Source organism: Nocardia panacis (assembly GCF_003598715.1).
GTDB lineage: Bacteria > Actinomycetota > Actinomycetes > Mycobacteriales > Mycobacteriaceae > Nocardia > Nocardia panacis.
Genome location: NZ_QZFU01000014.1, coordinates 188,922 through 206,723, shown reverse-complemented (window position 1 = coordinate 206,723; position 17,802 = coordinate 188,922). Strand labels below are relative to the sequence as shown.

The 17,802-nt window shown below is 65.5% G+C and carries 16 protein-coding genes; 5 read left to right on the top strand and 11 right to left on the bottom strand.

The annotated features are described in order from the left end of the window. Nucleotides 1-5: 5 nt before the first annotated feature. Complete coding sequence (gene qcrB / locus D5S18_RS07090) at nt 6-1,628, bottom strand: cytochrome bc1 complex cytochrome b subunit (RefSeq protein ID WP_120038995.1); 1,623 nt, start codon at nt 1,626-1,628, stop codon at nt 6-8. A 1,227-nt stretch (nt 1,629-2,855) separates the two neighbouring features. Here qcrB and D5S18_RS34370 point away from each other — a divergent pair. Beyond that, nucleotides 2,856-3,491, top strand: coding sequence for a hypothetical protein (locus D5S18_RS34370; RefSeq protein ID WP_158607815.1), 636 nt, complete (start codon nt 2,856-2,858; stop codon nt 3,489-3,491). Here the strand turns inward: D5S18_RS34370 and D5S18_RS07080 are convergent. Further along, the gene (locus D5S18_RS07080) at nt 3,454-4,551 is read right to left on the bottom strand and encodes a YeiH family protein (RefSeq protein ID WP_120038993.1); all 1,098 of its coding nucleotides are present in this window, start codon (nt 4,549-4,551) and stop codon (nt 3,454-3,456) included. The two genes, D5S18_RS34370 and D5S18_RS07080, sit on opposite strands and share 38 nt — an antisense overlap. 529 nt (nt 4,552-5,080) lie before the next feature. Here D5S18_RS07080 and speE point away from each other — a divergent pair. Both speE and D5S18_RS07065 read left to right on the top strand, forming a co-directional pair. Next, nucleotides 5,081-5,950, top strand: coding sequence for a polyamine aminopropyltransferase (gene speE / locus D5S18_RS07070; protein WP_203236639.1), 870 nt, complete (start codon nt 5,081-5,083; stop codon nt 5,948-5,950). Between the two features lie 52 nt (nt 5,951-6,002). Continuing rightward, complete coding sequence (locus D5S18_RS07065; RefSeq protein ID WP_203236638.1) at nt 6,003-7,382, top strand: serine hydrolase domain-containing protein; 1,380 nt, start codon at nt 6,003-6,005, stop codon at nt 7,380-7,382. 691 nt (nt 7,383-8,073) lie between these two features. On the opposite strand, the gene D5S18_RS07055 is transcribed toward D5S18_RS07065, so the two are convergent. From D5S18_RS07055 to D5S18_RS07035, 5 genes are all read right to left on the bottom strand, one after another. Beyond that, entirely contained in the window at nt 8,074-8,481 is a 408-nt protein-coding gene (locus D5S18_RS07055; RefSeq protein WP_203236637.1) for a lasso peptide biosynthesis B2 protein, read from the bottom strand. Next, nucleotides 8,478-8,738: a lasso peptide biosynthesis PqqD family chaperone gene (locus D5S18_RS07050; RefSeq protein WP_120039056.1), complete on the bottom strand. Its 261-nt coding sequence runs from the start codon at nt 8,736-8,738 to the stop codon at nt 8,478-8,480. Before D5S18_RS07050 ends, D5S18_RS07055 begins: the two co-directional genes overlap by 4 nt. A gap of 8 nt (nt 8,739-8,746) precedes the next feature. Then, nucleotides 8,747-10,525, bottom strand: a complete 1,779-nt coding sequence (locus tag D5S18_RS07045; RefSeq protein WP_120038990.1) for an asparagine synthase-related protein — start codon at nt 10,523-10,525, stop codon at nt 8,747-8,749. Nucleotides 10,526-10,528: 3 nt separating this feature from the next. Beyond that, nucleotides 10,529-10,681, bottom strand: a complete 153-nt coding sequence (locus D5S18_RS34775; RefSeq protein WP_158607814.1) for a lasso RiPP family leader peptide-containing protein — start codon at nt 10,679-10,681, stop codon at nt 10,529-10,531. A 476-nt stretch (nt 10,682-11,157) separates the two neighbouring features. After that, nucleotides 11,158-11,739: a CGNR zinc finger domain-containing protein gene (locus D5S18_RS07035; protein ID WP_158607813.1), complete on the bottom strand. Its 582-nt coding sequence runs from the start codon at nt 11,737-11,739 to the stop codon at nt 11,158-11,160. Between the two features lie 61 nt (nt 11,740-11,800). Here D5S18_RS07035 and D5S18_RS07030 point away from each other — a divergent pair, with 61 nt between their 5' ends. After that, the gene (locus D5S18_RS07030) at nt 11,801-13,057 is read left to right on the top strand and encodes an MFS transporter (protein ID WP_120038987.1); all 1,257 of its coding nucleotides are present in this window, start codon (nt 11,801-11,803) and stop codon (nt 13,055-13,057) included. An 82-nt stretch (nt 13,058-13,139) separates the two neighbouring features. Here the strand turns inward: D5S18_RS07030 and D5S18_RS07025 are convergent, their stop codons facing one another. Next, nucleotides 13,140-15,020: a TOMM precursor leader peptide-binding protein gene (locus D5S18_RS07025; protein ID WP_203236636.1), complete on the bottom strand. Its 1,881-nt coding sequence runs from the start codon at nt 15,018-15,020 to the stop codon at nt 13,140-13,142. Between the two features lie 714 nt (nt 15,021-15,734). Between D5S18_RS07025 and D5S18_RS34770 the strand changes: the two genes are divergently transcribed. Continuing rightward, a complete protein-coding gene (locus D5S18_RS34770; protein ID WP_158607812.1) occupies nt 15,735-16,004 on the top strand; it encodes a hypothetical protein in 270 nt (89 codons plus the stop codon). 292 nt (nt 16,005-16,296) lie between these two features. Here the strand turns inward: D5S18_RS34770 and D5S18_RS07015 are convergent, their stop codons facing one another. The 3 genes from D5S18_RS07015 to D5S18_RS07005 all read right to left on the bottom strand — a co-directional run bounded on the left by D5S18_RS07015 (nt 16,297) and on the right by D5S18_RS07005 (nt 17,748). Continuing rightward, a complete protein-coding gene (locus D5S18_RS07015; RefSeq protein WP_120038985.1) occupies nt 16,297-16,710 on the bottom strand; it encodes a type II toxin-antitoxin system VapC family toxin in 414 nt (137 codons plus the stop codon). Then, a complete protein-coding gene (locus D5S18_RS07010; RefSeq protein WP_120038984.1) occupies nt 16,703-16,954 on the bottom strand; it encodes a type II toxin-antitoxin system Phd/YefM family antitoxin in 252 nt (83 codons plus the stop codon). The genes D5S18_RS07015 and D5S18_RS07010 overlap by 8 nt, the downstream gene beginning before the upstream one ends. A 164-nt stretch (nt 16,955-17,118) precedes the next feature. Then, nucleotides 17,119-17,748, bottom strand: a complete 630-nt coding sequence (locus tag D5S18_RS07005; RefSeq protein ID WP_147403871.1) for a TetR/AcrR family transcriptional regulator — start codon at nt 17,746-17,748, stop codon at nt 17,119-17,121. Between the last annotated feature and the right edge of the window lie 54 nt (nt 17,749-17,802).

Sequence of the window (17,802 nt, the reverse complement as noted above, 5' to 3'; positions counted from 1 at the left end):
TCGGCTCAGTGCTCGGGTCGGCCGTTCTCTTGGGCTCGGCGCAGCACGGCCAACTGCTTGCGTTCCTCCTCGTGGTCCTGCGCCAGATTGCGCCGGGACTCGGCCTCCGGATCGGCGCGGAAGAAGGCGCCGGTGCCCGGCTTACCGGCCAGGCCGAGCTTGTTCATCTTCTTCGGCACCGGAGCGCCCTGATAGGCCAGCGGGATCGGATGTCGGTGTTCGTCCACCGGCCCCAGCGGCTGATGCAGCTCGATGTACTCGCCATCGGGCAGTCGGCGAATCAGGCCGGTTTCCACACCGTGGTCGAGTACCGCGCGATCGGCGCGCTGCAATCCGATGCAGAACCGGTAGGCGATGAAGTAGGCCAGCGGCGGGAGCAGCAGAATGCCGATCCGCCCCACCCAGGTCGTGGCATTCAGCGACACATTGAACCGGTAGGCGATGATGTCGTTGACGCAGGTCAGCGTCAGCACCCCGTAGAAGGCGAGCACCATCGCGCCGATGGCGGTGCGGACCGGTACGTCGCGCGGGCGTTGCAGGAGGTTGTGCCGGGCGTAGTCCCTGGTCAGTCTGCGTTCGATCCAGGGGTAGGTGATCAGGAGCGTGAAGATCAGGCCCATGGTCAGCGCGCCCCAGACCGGGCCGGGCACGGTATGCCCGCCGATATACAGCTCCCAGGGCGGGATCAGGCGCATCATGCCGTCGGTCCACATCATGTAGAAATCCGGCTGGGAGCCCGCGGAGATCTGCGAAGGGTTGTACGGTCCCATATTCCAGATCGGATTGATCTGCAGCAGCCCGCTCATTATCGCGACGATGCCGAGCGTGAACGCGAAGTACGCCCCCTGATCCAGTGCGAACACCGGCACGATGCGCGCGCCGATCACATTCCGCTCGCTGCGGCCCGGATCGGGGAACTGGGTGTGCTTTTGATACCAGACCAGCGCCACATGCGCCGCGATCAGCGCCAGCATGATGCCGGGAATCAGCAGGACGTGCGCGATGAACAGCCGCGGAATGATGATGGTGCCCGGATAGTCGCCACCGAAGATCAACCAGTGCACCCAGGTGCCGATGATCGGCACGCCCAGCGTGATGGAGGAGAACGCGGCGCGCAACCCGGTGCCGGAGAGCAGGTCGTCGGGTAGCGAGTAGCCGAAATATCCCTCGAACATGGCCAGTATGAGCAGGATCGTGCCGATCACCCAGTTGGCCTCGCGGGGTTTGCGGAACGCGCCGGTGAAGAAGACCCGGAACAGGTGCACGATGATCGAACCCGCGAAAAGCAGTGCGGCCCAATGATGTATCTGTCGGACGAACAGGCCGCCGCGCACCTCGAAGGAGATGTTCAGCGCGGATTCGTAGGCGCGCGACATGCTCACCCCGCGCAGCGGTTGGTACGCGCCGTTGTAGATCACCTCGCCCATCGACGGGTCGAAGAACAGCGTCAGGTAGACACCCGAGAGCAGCAGGATGATGAAGCTGTACAGGGCGATCTCGCCGAGCAGGAATGACCAGTGCGTCGGGAAGACCTTATTGATCGACCGTTTGAGGAAGGCGGCGGCGCGATACCGCTCGTCGAATTCATTGGCCTGCACCGTCGCGATGCGACCGAACCGAGTTGCCATGGCAGCACCCCGTCCCCGAGACTGCGATATTCCTCTACTACAGACGGTAGCAGGGTAGTGTCGCGGAATCGATGGGTTTGACCGAAACATCGGTCGTAGCGCCGGATAGGCCTCGTCGACAGTGCCCACTAGGGTCTGGGCATGGTGACCGCGACGGCCTCGGACACGACCATGTACTGGTTGTCCCGACGCATCCGCAACGATCAATTCCTGCTGTACTGCTTCCGGGATGCCGGTGCGTCCGGTGCGGAATTGCGCGCGACCATCGCCAGGCGCTCCGCCTCGATTCCGGATCTGGGTCTACGGTTGCGGCCGGTGCCGGGTGAACTCGGATATCCACGTTGGGTGCGCGGCGGGACAACGTCGGATCAGTTTGTGGAATATGAACGGCCGCAGTGGGATTGGGTGACTCTCTGCGCCGATCTCGGGGAGTTGGTCGGGACGGGGGTGGATGCGGCGGTGTGCGCGTGGAGATTACACGTCTTTCGGGGTGTGCTGGGGGTTCCGGAGTGCGGGTCGGATCCCGCTCTGATAGTGGTATTGCAGATATCGCACGCGTTGGCCGATGGGCGGCGGGCGGCGCGGATCGCGCGGGCGTTGTTCGGGACGGACTCGGTGCAATCCGCTGCGATGATGGGGGGAGGTCGGCTTCCGACCCGCCCGCGCGGTCGGGGCCGGCTACTGATCGCACCCGATCCCCACTGCCGCACCGGAACTCATCGGTTCTGGTCGCATCCGCCGAGAAAAGGTGTCCGGGATGCCTACCGGTTTCCGTCCACCGATCGTGCGCGCGATCTCGTAGCCGCAGCCCTGGCCGTATTCGCGATGCCGATTCGGATCGGGCAGACACTTGTGCGCGGCGTGTCCGCGTATCGCGCCCGGCGAAAGTTGGCCGAGCTCACGGCATCCGGTGGAATTCCTGCGGCGGGGCCGGAGTATCCCCCGTGCGTGTTGAATCGACCGGGGCGTTCGGCCCGCGGAGACGCACCGGCCACATCGGTTGGGGAGCGGGACCGTCCCGCTGTGCGAGACTCACTCGAGGCCGGGCATTCGATTGCCGAGACAGGCGTGGAGTCGGAATCGGGCTCGCCGGCGGAGTGTTCCGAATCTGCGCCGGCGGGCGGTTCGATCGCCGCGGCATCGACCGAAGGTGGTTCCGCACCTGGAGATACGAGACATCTGGTGCGGATGATCGTGTTCCGTGCATCGGAGTTGCGGGTACCCGATATGACGGTGACTGTCGTGGCATTGACGGCGATTTCCGGCGCTCTGTCGCACTATCTCGAACGGCGCGGGCAGTCGGTGCGGCGACTGGGGGCACATGTGCCGATAGCGCTTCCGCCGAAGTCATTGGAGCGCAACAGCTATCGAAGCCTCGGTATCGATCTGTGCATAACGGAGCCGGATATCGGTGTGCGTGCGGCGCGGATCGCGGAACAGGTGCGGCTGCGGCGCATTCGGGCGGCGCATCCGCTGCTCGACGCGCAGGATCGGGTCGTGGCCGTGGTCCCGGCGCCGCTGCGCTTTCGCGAGATCGCGCGCTATCGGCTCGATACGGTGCCGGAGAGTATCGCGGGACATACGGTTGTCTCCAGCGTCCGGCGAGGCGGTGCGGATTTGTCCTTCGGCGGGGGCGCGGTGGTGTTCACTGCGGGATTTCCGGCCATCGGCTCGGTCATGCGGTTGACGCACGGAGTGCACGGGCTGGGGGAGACGGTGACCCTTTCGATGCACGCCGATGCCGCGACGATCCCGGATCTCGACGACTATGCCGAACTGCTGCGCGCCGCCGCATCGGAAGTTGTTGCGGCACTGCGGAACAACGCTAGCCCGGTGCCCCCCAGTGCAGCACCCGCGAGGTGAACAGCACCAATCCGAGCGATACCACCGCCACGGTCACCAGCCCGATCACCGCCACCACCAGCGGTCGCCACCCGGTGCGCGCCAACTCCCGCAGATCGGTATTGAGTCCGACCCCGGCGAAGGTGAGCAGGAAGGCCCACTTGGAGACATTGGCGAGATTGGCCGTCTGCTGTTTGGTCAGCCACCCGAAGGTCGCGATGGCCGACACGGCGAGGAAGCCCAGCACGAACTTGGGGAATTTCGCCCACACGAAGCCTGCCTTGGCCCGCAGTCCGGGGGCGATGGCATCGGCTTCGCCGCGTGCGGCCCAGTAGGCGGCGAAGCCGAGGACCACGAAGCCGATCAGCGCGTTGCGGGTCGACTTCACCAGAACCGCTGTCTTACCGGCGGAATCGGAGAACAGGTATCCGGTGGCGGTGGTCTCGGCCGTATTGTCCACCGCGAGTCCGGCCCAGAGCCCGAATTCGTGATCGCTCAACCCGATCGCGTGTCCGAGCGGCGGCAATGCGAACAGCGCGACCGCGCCGAGCGCGAGAATCGCGGCGATGGCGTAGCCGACCTCGGAGTCGCGGGCCCTGATCGCGCCCTTGCCCGCGATAATGGCCGAGACGCCGCAGATCGAGGTGCCGATGGCCAGCAGCGATCCGAGTTTGCCCGAAAGTCCCAGCGCCCGCGCCACCGTCAGGATGATCGCGCCCGCCACCGTCATATCCACCAGGATCTGCACGAAGCTCGCGCCGCCCAGTTTCGCCACATCGCCGAGGACGAAGCGCGAGCCCAGCGCGACAATGCCGATCTTGAGCCAGAACTCGTAGGTGCCGACGCCGGGGCGGAAGATCGGAGGCAGCCCAACGGTATTGGTGATGACCACGCCGATCAGGATGGCCCACAGCACGTATTCGATATCGGGCACGGTCCAGTGCTGCTGTTTCGCCAGCGCGTTCCACCAGATCTGGGCGTACTTGCCGAGTGCGCCGACCGCGATCAGCAGCAGTATTCCGGGAATATAGGCGGCGACCCCGCCGACTCGCGACTTGTCCTGTGCTACAGCGATACTCATCGCGTCACCACGGAATCCGCGGCAGCGCGTCGAATATCGCCAGCAGGGTCACGACGCCGCCGATGATCACACTCCACCAGTCCGCGCCGATCCGCGTCGACTCGGGTTGCACCTCACTCACCGCGTCCTCCAGATAGTTCCGGCAGTTCCGGCACGGACTATGCGGCTTTTCGGTGGTCGCCGACCAGTATTCGAATCGGACAGATTCCTTCCCGAGCGACGGGGCCGGAGGCGGTGCCGCGGTGGACCCCCTACGAGCGGGCGGCGGCCATTGACTCGCCGTACAACCTGACAGGTCAATCGGTGTGCCGCAATCATTTCGACCCGGTGGCGCGCGGGTATGTGTGCCTCGGCCTCTGCCTGCTCGCCCCGCTCGCCTTTCGCGAAGATCACCGATTCGGGCGCGTGTGGCGCAATCCTCGGTCAACTGTGGGCAACCACCGTTCGCGCCACGCCGAGCGCCATTGCCCATTCCGGTCCCCGAATACTATCGATGGTGTCGGATCACCGAAGGAGCGTGGAACTCATCGTGAACGAACCCCCAAATTTCCTAGAACGCATCGATGGCGAACTGTGGCTCGTGGAGGACGAGCGGGAGAATATGAAGATCTCCTATCGCATCAAGGAAGTCGTCTTCGCCGAATCCTCGGATTTCCAGCACGTGATGATCCTGGATTCCCACGATTTCGGACGGATGCTGGTGCTCGACGGCGTCGTGCAGACCACCTCCCTGGACGGTCACATCTACAACGAGATGATCACCCACGTACCGCTGTCGATCCATCCGAATCCGCAGCGTGTCCTGGTGGTCGGCGGGGGTGACTGCGGGGCGGCCCGCGAGTCGACCAGATATCACGGGGTCGATGCGATCGACATGGTGGAGATCGACGAGTTGGTGGTCAAGGTCTGCAAGGAGTATCTGCCCGCCGTCTCGGAGAATCTGGACGACCCACGTGTCAATTTCGTCTACGACGATGGCATCGAGTTCATGAAGACCAAGAAGAATTACTACGACGTCATTATCGTCGACTCCTCCGATCCCGTCGGACCTGCCACCCGACTGTTCGAGTACGAATTCCATCGGGATATTCGGGCAGCATTGAAAGAAGACGGCCTCGTGGTATGTCAAAGTCAATCACCGCTGTTTCATCGTGCGGTAATGCGGCAAACCGTCGATCAATTGCGCGATCTGTTCCCGATCGTCCGCCCATACCTCGCCACCGTCCCCACCTATCCGGGTGGCTTCTGGAGCTTCGCGCTGGGCTCCAAGCGGTACCAGGCCCTCCCCGCGCACCCATTCGACAAGCCGACGAAATATCTCAACGACACCATCCTTCGCGCCTGCTTCGCCCTCCCCGAATTCCTCCGCCCGGACAGTGAAGTCGGCGCGGCCCGCTGATCCTTCCCGCGAATCGATGGACATCGCCGCCGCCGCGTGCCAGGCTCGCGTGATGGCGACACAGTGGATCCAGGGGCTGCTGCCGACGACAGCGCGGGCATTGACCCATCGACTCGCGGTGGAACAGTCGCACTATCGGGTGCCTTCACTGCTCGCCGCCGTGGTCCGTGCCGGTAAACCCGCCTGGTGGGATGCGCGCGGCCGCGTCGACGGGTCGGCGCCGACCACCGACACCCAATATCGCATCGGATCGATCACCAAAACCATGGTGGGCGTGCTCGTGCTGCGGTTGCGCGACGAGGGCAAGCTGGATCTGTCCGACCCGCTCGACCGGCACGTGCCCGGTGCGGCGATGGGGAATCGCACCATCGCGCAACTGCTTTCGCATACCGCAGGGGTGCGCGCCGAATCACCCGGCGACTGGTGGGAGCGCACCGAGGGCGGTGATTGGGCCGAGTTGAACACCGAACTCGAAGGCGCGGCCACGGTTCTGCCCGCGGGCCGCCGATACCACTACAGCAATGTCGGCTACGCGGCGCTCGGCGAACTGGTCGCCAGGCTGCGCGGACGCGACTGGTACGACGCGGTGCGAGCCGAGGTGCTCGCCCCGCTCGGCATGGACCGCACCACCCCCGCCCCCGTCGCCCCGCACGCCACCGGATGGGCGGTGCACCCGTGGGCGGATGTCACCCTGCCCGAGCCTGCGCACGATCACGGCGCGATGGGTGCGGCCGGTCAACTCTGGTCCACCGCGGACGATTTGGCGCGCTGGGCGATCTTCCTCGGCGGCGACACCGACCCGGTGCTGTCCAAGGACACCTGGGAGGAGATGCGTCAACCCGCCACCGTCGTCGACGACGAGACCTGGACCGACGGCCACGGTCTCGGCGTTCAACTGCGCCGCCACAACGGCCGCGAGCTGATCGGCCACGGCGGCGCCATGCCCGGATTCATCGCCACCGTCTGGGCCGACCCGGCCGACAACACCGGCGTGCTGTTCCTGTCCAACACCACCTACGGCGGTATCCGAGGCCAACTCGATCTCGGCATGCTCGACCTCCTCGCCGAACACGAACCCGTCCTCCCCGAGGAATGGTTGCCCGCCACCGCATTCGACCCGTCCCTGCTCGCCCTCACCGGCGCCTGGTACTGGGGCACCGCCTCCATCGCCCTGCACCTGCGCGCCGACGGCAACCTCGAACTGAAAGCCCTCGCCCACGGCGGCCGCACCTCCCGCTTCCGCCCCGAATCGGCCGACACCTGGATCGGACTCGACGGCTACTACGCAGGCGAACGCCTGCGCATCGTCCGCACCCCGAACGGCTCCGCCGACCACCTCGAACTCGTCAGCTACATCTTCACCCGCGAACCCTACCCACCCACCGCCCCCATCCCCGGTGGCGTAGACCCAGCAGGCTGGCACACCCGCTGACCCTTTCCCACAAGCGAATCCGCATCCTGCGGCCCGTCTGGTTGCCGCTTATGAATTCGGTTGATCGGCAAATCGGCACGTGCTCTGATTCGCGGTCATGAGCAGAATCGCAGAGGTGATCGTGTTGGCGTTGCACGCGGACGAGGTCATGCAGCCGCTGACCCGCGACGATGAAAACCGGAGTTGACGAGGCCGGTTCGTACCGATCGAGAGCCAGTGGCCTGGTTCCTTCGGCATCGGATGGGCCACCGAATTCGACCGGATGCGGACTCGAACAGGGCTTTTCGCGCATCTCGAGTCTCTCTCATGGCCCCGCCCGGACAGCGTCCAGGTGTTGATTCACGACGAGGAGGACGATTGCTTCGGCCTGTGGATGTTCGAGGACGGGAAGCTTGTCGAAGTCGCGCTTCCACATACGCGGCGGTACCACATGCCGGCTCCACTGACCGAAGAATTCCCTCCCGACCCCGGCGTACTGGTACGGACCGACGGCTCGGGCCGTGACCGGATCCAGCAGACTCCGGAAGCTGAGCGCGATCAACGGCCGGCCTGGTAGTCGACCTGCCCTGCCTACACGCCGGTCCGCCGATGGCGCCCGGCTTGGTGATCTCGCCATCCAGCCATCATGGTTGGCCGAGGCTACCTTCCCGGATCGGCGATTAGTGTTGCTATGCAGGCGATTTCGACCTGATCACCGCACGGTGATTATCGGCCGATAGTAGTCGTCGGGGTGGGGTTCATCGACGGCGCGGCCTTCCGCTTCAACCCAGGCGTGGGCGCCGAAGGGTTGGGTGCGGACGCCGACGCACCAGGTGGGCCAGTGGCCGCGCAAGCGGCAGAGCAGTGCGGTGGCCACCGAGCGTTGCAGGCAGCCTTCTCCGGCGCAGTGGATGCTGGCGGCGAGCACCTGATTGCGGGCCTGCTGGGCTTGGGCGTAGGTGGCGGGGCGCGCCCCGCGCCGCAGGGATGACAGGGTAGCGCGGATTCGTTCCGGGGGCCGGTGGGCGAGCAGTTGGGCGAGAGTGACCGCGAGGAGGATGGGTGGTCGCTGCCACCAGGGCAGTGGGGGTGCGGCGGTGACGGACATCGGCACGCTCACGGCTGGATCACCAGCCCGCGCGAGCGCAGGGTGTCCAGGAAGGCGACGACGTCGCGGTCGGCATCCGCCGCGGGCACCGACGTCCCCGCGACCAGAGCTTGCGCGGCCTGTCGTGGGCCTCGACCGTCGAGCAGGATCCGCAGCACCAGCCTGCCTGCCGCATTGAGTTCGAAATAGCGACCGGAACGTTTGTCCAGCAACACCATTCCGGTGTCGGTGTCGGTCGCGCATACGCGGGGGTTCAGTCGGTAGGACACGGTGCTCCTCACGGTGTTGTGGTGATCGGGATTCGTGGTCGCCAACCGAGGCAGATGAGGGTGTCCTCCAATGCCGGGGACCAGCGGTGATTGGGGGCGAGGACGGCGTTGCGCAGGGCAATGGGATCGATGAGTCCCTGCCCGGCCAGTGGTGCGGTCTCGACGAGGTCGATCACTTCGCTTCGATTCGCGCGCAGACCCTCGTAGAAGTCGCTGTCCGTGCCGGCTTTCGTGGTGCGGTTCAGCATCGGATCGGGCACGATGCCGCGCATCGCCTCGGCCAGCAGCGGTTTGTAGCGCCACGGTGTTCCCCGGTCGGCCGGTCGCACCGCGAGGCAGACCTCGAGAACGCGGTCGTCCAGAAATGGCAGATGTGTGATCGGGTATTGGATCTCCTGGAGCATCAACCGGTACAGCCGCCCGGCGGCCTGGATTCGGTGCAGTGCCCAGTGGTTGCCGCGAGTCGATGCCAGGGGTGCGGCGTGGTCGGCGCAGGCACGCAGCATCGCGGCCACCGATTGTGTTCCGTGCAGGGTGACCCAAGGCGGCAGGCGCAGTGGGACACCCCAACCGAACAGCCGACTCGCCTGCTCCGGCGCGGTCAAAAGGTCGGCCTCGTCGCGCAGCCATTGGGCGTAGGAGCGTCGGTCCGACAGTCCGCGCACGATCTGCGGCAGCGTCCAACGGTGCCGCGCCCGATGGCCGCGCAGGTGGTCGAGCGCGGTGCGTGGACTGCGGCGAACGAGTTCGTGCAGGTATCCGACCGGCGCCCCGACGACCTCGTCACCACCGTGCCCGGCCAGATGCGTTCGCACGCCGCGCCGGGCGTACAGGTCGGCGCTCATACCGAGGACAGCCCGACCCCGCACCAGCGGTGATGGGGCGTCGGTGGGCGGATGCTCCCCGGCGATACCGGTGAAATGTCTTGGTACAGATTCGGATTCGACTATCAGACGCTGTAGGTCGGGCAGCGCGGTGGCGGCCAGATCGGCCCAGTGGGCATCGTCGTTGGCGATATCGCGGTAGTGCACGGTGACGGCCACCGGATCGCCGCGCGAGGCGAGGAAACACAGCGCGGTCGAGTCCATACCGCCGGACAGATCGCATCCCACCGGGGCGGATGCGCGCCGCGTTCGGGCCGCCACCGCATCCCGCAGTTCCGTGCGCAGTGCCTGCGCGCCGTCGGCCGAGGACAGCGTCGGCTCCGGCGGCGTCCACCAGCGCCGCAGTCGCGCCTGCCCGCGGGCGTCCAGGTGCAGCGCGGAATCGGCGGGCACCGCTTCGATCCCGCGCCATGCGGTCCGGTCGGCGAGCGGATGCGGAAGATCCGGTCCGAGGACCGCGGCGGTGAGCCACAGTTCGTCGGGTTCCGCCGAGGTCGCCCCGGCCAGTACGTCCGCGCGATCGGCCGCGACGACACGGCCCGCGCACCGCGCGTAGAACACCCGCCGCAAACCCGATACCGTGCCCTGCACCCTGGTATTCCCATCCAGCGACAGCACCAGATGACAACTGCCCCGCAGCGCACCCGCGAGCGCATCCAGATCGGCCAACCCTCGGATCCGGACCAACTGCTCGGCGAGCGCGACAGCGGTGCTCGGGCAGTATCCGAGCACTGCCAGCCGCGCGGATCCGGATTCGACGATCGTGCACTGTTCCGGGGGCAGCGAGCCGATCAACCAGGGCAGGCCGGAACCGTGCGCGGCGATCCGCCGCGCACTGTCGGGAAAGCGGGCCACCATATCTCGACCCGCCGCATTATCCGGAAGTGCCGCGAACCACGACACGAGTTAAAGGAAGCGTCCGATGGAGGCTTCTCGGTACTTGTCCGTACCGCCACGAGTCCGCTCGGTGAATTCGCCCGCATCGACCAGCAGTGGCGGCTCGTACGATTCCACATTCTCGGCGCGACGGTCGCTCGTGCGTACCTTGTTCTGCTCCATGACTCTTCCTCTTCCATACAGGTAGTGGAATTTTTCGCCGATGAAACAAACTGTGCCCCGCGTGTACGTGGGCAACCCTAGCATGTGTTCCGATCAGGTTGGATACGTATTTTTCAAATCACCGGAAGCGCCCGGGGCGGCTACTGTCGCAAATGGAGGATATTGTGGCGCAGCATATTTCGCTGTTCACAACGGGACTTCGGTGGAGTTCGCGATTTGAGGCCGACCGCCGAGGTGGGGGCTTGTGCCTCTGTGTGGGTTGGTCTGCCGCGACTTTGAAGAGGGTTTCTTGTGGAAGTCGACCCGGCCGGCCTGCGAGCAGCCACAAACTGTTCACGAAGTCGCATGATGTAGAACTCCGGCGACCGAACTCCGTGCCAGGAAATGACTTTCGACCGCGGCTGCGTTTGTCGTCTTTGTTCTCGCGGCACTCGTCGCGGATTGGCTGTTCTTCCTGCCTCGCGACGATGCGGCGATCAATGTTGGGAACGGGCCGACCTGCGGTGCTGTGCGGCCTTGGCCCGGTTGCCGCAGACCGACATTCGGCACCAGCGGCGGCGGCCCGCTACCGAGAGGTCGACGAATCGGCCGCTGCATTCGGCTCCGGCGCAAATGCGGATTCGGGAGCGGGTGTCGCTGCCGAGGAGTTGGGCGGCGTCGAGTGCGATTCGGTACAGCGCGCCGGTCGCGTCGGTGGGTGCGTCGTCCATCCGCAGTATCGGTAGTCCATCGGACAATTCCAGTCGTGGTGGATGGTTCGCTCGAGCAAGCCAGTTGTTGATCACGTCGCGAGCTCCGGCGTCGAACGGTTCCGAGCCGACGACGGAACGTATTCCGGCGTCGATGGCCTCGCGAAGCTGTCGTGCCTCGCGCAGTAGTTCCTCGGCTACTTCGGCTCGGCACGGGATCAATTGGGCAGTTGTGAACCACGCGTCGAGGTCCGACGGGTGTTCCAGCAGCTCCCGGCCGCCCGCATAGCGATCGCGCCGGGTGTTGACGAAGTCGACCGACACCCGACCGCCGTACCAGACCCAGTCCCGCACCTCTTCCGCGTCCATAACCAGATGATAGGTTACCGACCGAGTAACCATATGACTGGTTAGTTTGAGGAGAGTGCAGATGTCGCAGCACACGACCGCCGAGGCGCGCTCGGCCACCATCCGAACCTGGCTGCTCGCCCTGGGCATGTTCGCGATCGGCACCGATCTGTTCATCGTGTCCGGGCTGCTGCCCGCGCTCGGGCACGATCTGGGGCTGTCCATGTCGGCGGCAGGCCAGACGGTGACCGTCTTCGCGATCACCTATGCCGTCGCATCACCGATCCTCACCGGCCTCACGGCCCGTCTGGACCGGCGGCTACTGCTGGGCGCGGTGCTGGCGGTATTCGCGGCGGGCAACGTGCTTTCAGCGGTGGCCCCCGACTATTCGATACTGCTGGTCAGCCGGTTCGTCGCGGGTCTCGGTGCGGCGCTGTACGCCGTGACCGCCTCGGGCACGGCAGCGCGCATCACCGCACCCGAGCGGCGCGGCCGGGCACTGGCGATCGTGTACGCGGGCATGACTTCCGCGATAGCGCTGGGTGTTCCGATCGGCGACGCGATCGGCAACGCACTGTCGTGGCGGTGGGCCTTCGGATTCGTCGCCGCACTGGCCGTCGCCACCGGTATCGGCTTGGTCGTCAGCCTTCCCGCACTTCCCGGAACAACAGGCATCGGTCTGCGAGAACGAGTGTCCGCCATACGGATTCGCCGCGCGCCGACGGCGTTGACGATCACGATGCTCTGGGTGGTCGGCACCTTCGTGACCTACACCTACCTCGGTTCGATATTCGACAGCGTCACCCATGTCGCCCTAGGCGACCGTCCCTGGCTGCTGTTGCTGTTCGGGATCGGCAGTTTCGCCGGCGTCCTCGGTGGCGGCCGACTGGCCGATCGGGTGAATCCCACTGCGGGACTCGCCTGCTCGATCGGTCTGCTGATCCTCGTCCTGGCCGCGCTCGGCATCGCGTTCCGGTCGACGCCCGGCGCCGCGATCGGTGTCGCGGTGTGGGGCCTGGTGCACTGGGTGAGCTTCCCGCTGATTCAGCACCGCCTGATCGGCATCGGCGGCAAACACGCGGATATGTTGTTGGCACTCAACAACAGCGCCGTATATCTCGGCCAGACAATCGCGGCCGTCGTCGGCGGTCTACTCACCGATCTGGGAGCGCTCGCCGCCCTTCCCTTCGCAGGCGCGGGCTTCGAACTGATCGCCCTGGTACTGCTCGCCGTCAGCGCCGGATCCCGTCCGCGATCCGCCGATCCGATTGACGCGCATCGTCAGTCGATGGCCGAGCGCGGCGGTTCGGCCCAACAGCTCAGCGAGGACCGAACCTAGGTGGGATGAGCGGGCGGCTCGTCGATGTCTCGAGAAATGCGGAGGTCGTGGACGAATATTGCTACACGGCAATGATATTGGTTCACAGGAACATCCCGATGGGGTTCAATTCGGTCTCCGGCGTCGGCTCGGACAACCATCCCAACCGAACCGGAACATCGTAGAGCCTGCCCGGTGCGTAGCGGGTCCAGAAGTGCCGCATGCCGGGAACGATTACTTTGACCACCGGAAGCCCGATATCGGGCCGGGTCTGATCGAGGACGAGCAGTTCCATTCCCGCGTTCTCGACGATGCGCTGTGCCAGCGCGATGTCCTCGGCGAGGTCGTCGGTGGTGGGGTCGCGGTAATCGGCGGCAACGCGCAGCGGTTGGTCTTCGGCGGACAGCAGGTAGGGCTGATTGCCGACCGTGGCGCTGCGCAACCAATGCTGGAGCTCTCCGGTCGCGGCCGTGTACAGATTCAGGAATTGATTCATCTCGGTGAGGGCGCGCGAGATCGCGATCTTGACGTCGAAGTGTGCGCCGAACGCGAAGACGAGGTCCTCCTGTGGCTGGTCGACGCGGCGGGACACCGCGACCACGGTGGGGATTCCCAGATCGGTGGTGACGTCGAGCGCCCAGGTCTCCCGGCCGATGGACCGGTACCGCTGCTGCCAGCGCTGGAAGTACGGTTCGTCGAAGCTCGCCAGGTCGATTCCCGGCCTGCGCACCATGTTGTACCACCACACGGCCACGCTGTCGCGCTCGACCAGCTCCAAGAACCCTTGTAACACAGCATCTTCCACACAGCTACCCGCCGCATTGCCATTCGAATCGGCGGCGGCGAACCAGCCGCCGCACGGTAGCGGGTAACCGTAGAACAGGGCCGCGGTGGGCAGGTGCCGGGTGGTATCGCGGCTCAGCGACCACACCGGGGTCCACTCGGTGCGTCGCGCGGGGTCGAACGGATCGCAGACATGCTGGTTGCGCAACTGTTTCGCATTCCAGGCGGCACGGTCGGCGAACTGCCGGTCACTGAAGAGTTGCAAGGCGTTCGGATGGATCGCCGCGTCGCCCAACTCCGACATGGTCGCGGAGATCGTGGCCTCGTCGCCCCGGTACACACCGCTGTAGCGCTCGATCGCCTCGGCCAGCGCGGAGGCCTTGGCCTGCACGTCGGTCATTCCCTTGCCGCCCGCGGATTGGCGCAGGCCCGCCCGCAGAGCGCCGACATCGGCCATCGCGACGGCCATATTGGCTCCCGCGAGATAGGTGTGCAGGCCCTCGGCGGGGGAAGTAGGCGTCAGGTGCGGCACCGGACCGGTGATCGGGCTGATCATCGACTCGTAGTCGGATAGCAGCGTCTCCGGAGTCGATGCGCGATGCCCGCCATCGGACGTGACCACCTTGAGCCTGCTGCCCAGCCGCACCGGAGCACGCTGCAGACGCTGCTGGATTTCCGGATCACCGCACGCCGGGCACTGCGGACGCTTGTGCAGTACATGCCGCTGCCCGTGCCACCGCGCGGTATTGAGGGTGAAGATCTCGGGACCCGCCGGAACCGATTCGCCGGCACCCGGCTCGCCGGGGTTGAACCCGGCGAGCCACTTCGCGGCGTGCAGCGCGGCCATCTCCGCAGCCATCCGGCGGGTCGCGGGCAGATCCGCCACGGATACGACAGGCGGTTCGCCTGCGCCGGACCGTTGCCGCAGGTACCTTCGCAAAATCTGATGGGTCTCGAGATACGTCGACATGCACTGCCAGCACCCGGTGCGACCCGGCTCGAATACCGGCCCGATCCACACCACGCTCCCTACCGGTTTCACCAGCATCCACGCGCCGCCATCGTCGAGCCTGCCGCGGTTGATCTCGGCCAGATCCCCGCGCAGATAATCGTCGGTGAGAACTACCCGCAGATCGGGATCCCCCGCATCGACCCGCATACCGAGCGCTGCGGCGGCAGCATCGAACCCTGCCCCATCCACGTCACCGACACACCTCACATCGACTACCCGACTCGCCAAACCGGCGACCGCGGCGTCTCCTTCCAGGCCGCACAGTTCCCAATAACCGCCTGCCCGTGAATCCACCCCCGGGTCGCACTCGACAACCAATCCCGCTTCGGCGAGCCGAGTCAACGTCGAACCGACGCGGTCGCCACCGAACTCGCCCGCCAGCGCGGCTACGATGTCGGACCGGCTCCGGCCCCCGTCCAACAATGGCATGAGCCGCTCGATCAACGCACCGTCGAGTCTGATCTGTCGTGCACTCTCGGAAAAGAGATAGACGGCATCACCCGGCACAGACTCGGCTCGTAAATGGCGTTTGAATCGAACGACTGAATCCACACGTCCTCCTCGAGACGGCCTCACTTGTACTGTCGAACCGACCGCATCGGCGCAACCTGTGCCGATAGGGCAATAAAAGGCGACCCACATGATCCAGTCGATCGGAGGGGCCGCGCACCGCAATTGCTATTGGAGCGATTGATCGTGAACAGCAACGAAGGGGTGGGACTGCCCGGCAATGGTCTCTCTCGTAATCATGTACCAATCGATTCGGTCCGGGACAACATCGCCTGCCGCTTCGGTAGCCGACGGATGGCCCGGCCGAGCAGTATCCAACGAATTCCACAGCCGGACAGTCCAACTGCCGGTCAGGACAACGGGCTCCTAACCGCAGGCCCCGCAGCCGCCACCATGACAGCCACCACCACAGGAACCACCACCGCAGGCGTTGCCGCACGGGCCACCACACCCACCGCACGGGCCACCGCACCCACCACATCCACCACCGCAATGGGACGCCGCTGCGGTGAGCTCCTCGATGACGACCTCGCCGAGTTCTGGCGGTTGTATCAACTCATCCATTTCGCACTCCTCACTGTGGAGACACGGAATTTCCGGCATTTGACACTGTCGACCGGCACGACCGAAACATACGGCGTGCAGGCAGCGTCAAACCATTGAGCGCCGACGATAGCGTCGACCAGCAACATGTGCGCGAGCCCATGCCGTCTGGAATTGTTGCATAAAGTATCTCGATTTCCTTCGAACGGCGGGTACTCGCGGTCGAAGCGGTCTGATTGTATGACACGCGCCGGTTGCGTGATGAGCGTTATTTGCAAACTGCGCCATGAATGCTCCGGTCAGGCCAGGGAGGTCGACGCGGCATGCTCGCCGGAAACGTTGTGTCGCAAGGTGTGTCGACGGTGCGATGCGAATATCGGGGTGGACGACGGTGGCGCCATCAACCACACTGCTACACAGCGACGACATTCAGTAGCGGTTCGAGCCCTTTGAAGTCATGGGGATTGCGGGTGTATAGCGGCAGGCTGTGTTGGACTGCTGTTGCCGCTATCTGGAGGTCGGCGATCCGCCCCCGAGGTTTACGCCCGATCTGGTCGATAAGGAAAGCCAGCGATCCGTAGACGTTGGCGGTCTCAGCATCGAAGGCGAGCGGGTTGAAGGATTTTGCTACCCACTGGAACCGGAGTTGACGTCGGGCTTGATTTATCGGGTCTCTGGTGGAGTGCAGTCCGGCGGCGAGTTCGGCAAGACTTACCGCACTGATAGCGGCTTCGGCTTCGTCGGGCAGTGTTGACCGCACGTCGGTGTAGTCGATGAGGACCGATGTGTCAAGCAGCACGTGCCGAGGGGCGGCAAGCTTACTCACGGCCGTGGGTTTCCTGGTCGATCATCGCGTCCATGTCGGCACGCCATTCGTTGTAGTCGATGCGTGGCAGGTTCGCGCTGGTGCGGGCGAGTTCGGCGACAGGAACGAAGGTGCGCTGGGTCAAGGGCCTGAGTTCGGCGACAGGTTTGCCATTGCGAGTGATCGTGAAGCTCTCGCCGGCTTCGACTTCGGCGAGAACCTTGCCGCTGTAGTTGCGGAGGTCACGCTGCTGAATCGTTTTCATACCTCTAGGCTACCCATCCTGCTACATGGTGTGCAGAATGCTACAGGTTCGTTCTTCCGCTCAGTCGAGAGTCCCCAGGGGGATAGCCGATGCGGATAGATGCCAGCTCCGTCCGAAGGCGGAAACCGAGCCCGTTCCGCAGGTCTCGGTCGATTTTCGGGGCGTCACTTCTCCTGCGGCGCGGGGGTTCCCGAAGCGCGGGTCGGTGCCGCGTCGAGCAGCGTCTCGGCTGCGGCGCGGGCATCGACGCCCGCCGGGCCGGGGCCGTCGACCTGGCTCACGACCGTGGCGCCCTCGATCAATAGCAGCAGTTGCCGGGCGAGCGTCTGCGGGGTCGGCACTCCCGTCTCGGTCAGCAGTTGTTCCAGTAGCTGCCGGTAGCGCTCGAGGTGGCGGCGGGTGGCCGCGAGGTCGGTCGTACCGCCGCGGGAGTCGGCCGCGTAGTTGAGGACCGGGCAGCCGCGGTAGTCACCTTCGGTGAACCAGCGGTTCAGCATGTCGAACAGGGCGAGCACCCTGGCGCGTCCTGCGGGAACCTCGGCCAGGCCCTCGGCCAGCCAGGCGTGGGTGCGGTCGCTGCGTTCGCGGACCACGGCGGCGGCCAGGCCCTCCTTGGAGCCGAAGTAGCGGTAGATCGTCAGCTGTGAAGCGTTGGATTCGGTGGCGACCTCGCGCATACCCACCGCGGCGAGGCTGCGCTCGTAGAAGAGTCGGGCGGCCACGTCCAGCACCCGCGCCCGCGTCGCGTCGGGATCCAGCGCCGATCCGGCCCGCACCGGCATGGCTTCACTCACCTCCGTCGTGGGCGGCGACCACCGGGACCGGTTCGCGCAGCACCATGCCCACCA

Coding starts and splice junctions, on each gene's coding strand:
- qcrB (WP_120038995.1), bottom strand. CDS start 1,628: ATGGCAACTCGGTTCGGTCGCATCGCGACGGTGCAGGCCAATGAATTC.
- D5S18_RS34370 (WP_158607815.1), top strand. CDS start 2,856: ATGACGGTGACTGTCGTGGCATTGACGGCGATTTCCGGCGCTCTGTCG.
- D5S18_RS07080 (WP_120038993.1), bottom strand. CDS start 4,551: ATGAGTATCGCTGTAGCACAGGACAAGTCGCGAGTCGGCGGGGTCGCC.
- D5S18_RS07065 (WP_203236638.1), top strand. CDS start 6,003: ATGGCGACACAGTGGATCCAGGGGCTGCTGCCGACGACAGCGCGGGCA.
- D5S18_RS34775 (WP_158607814.1), bottom strand. CDS start 10,681: ATGGAGCAGAACAAGGTACGCACGAGCGACCGTCGCGCCGAGAATGTG.
- D5S18_RS07035 (WP_158607813.1), bottom strand. CDS start 11,739: ATGGACGCGGAAGAGGTGCGGGACTGGGTCTGGTACGGCGGTCGGGTG.
- D5S18_RS07030 (WP_120038987.1), top strand. CDS start 11,801: ATGTCGCAGCACACGACCGCCGAGGCGCGCTCGGCCACCATCCGAACC.
- D5S18_RS34770 (WP_158607812.1), top strand. CDS start 15,735: ATGACAGCCACCACCACAGGAACCACCACCGCAGGCGTTGCCGCACGG.
- D5S18_RS07010 (WP_120038984.1), bottom strand. CDS start 16,954: ATGAAAACGATTCAGCAGCGTGACCTCCGCAACTACAGCGGCAAGGTT.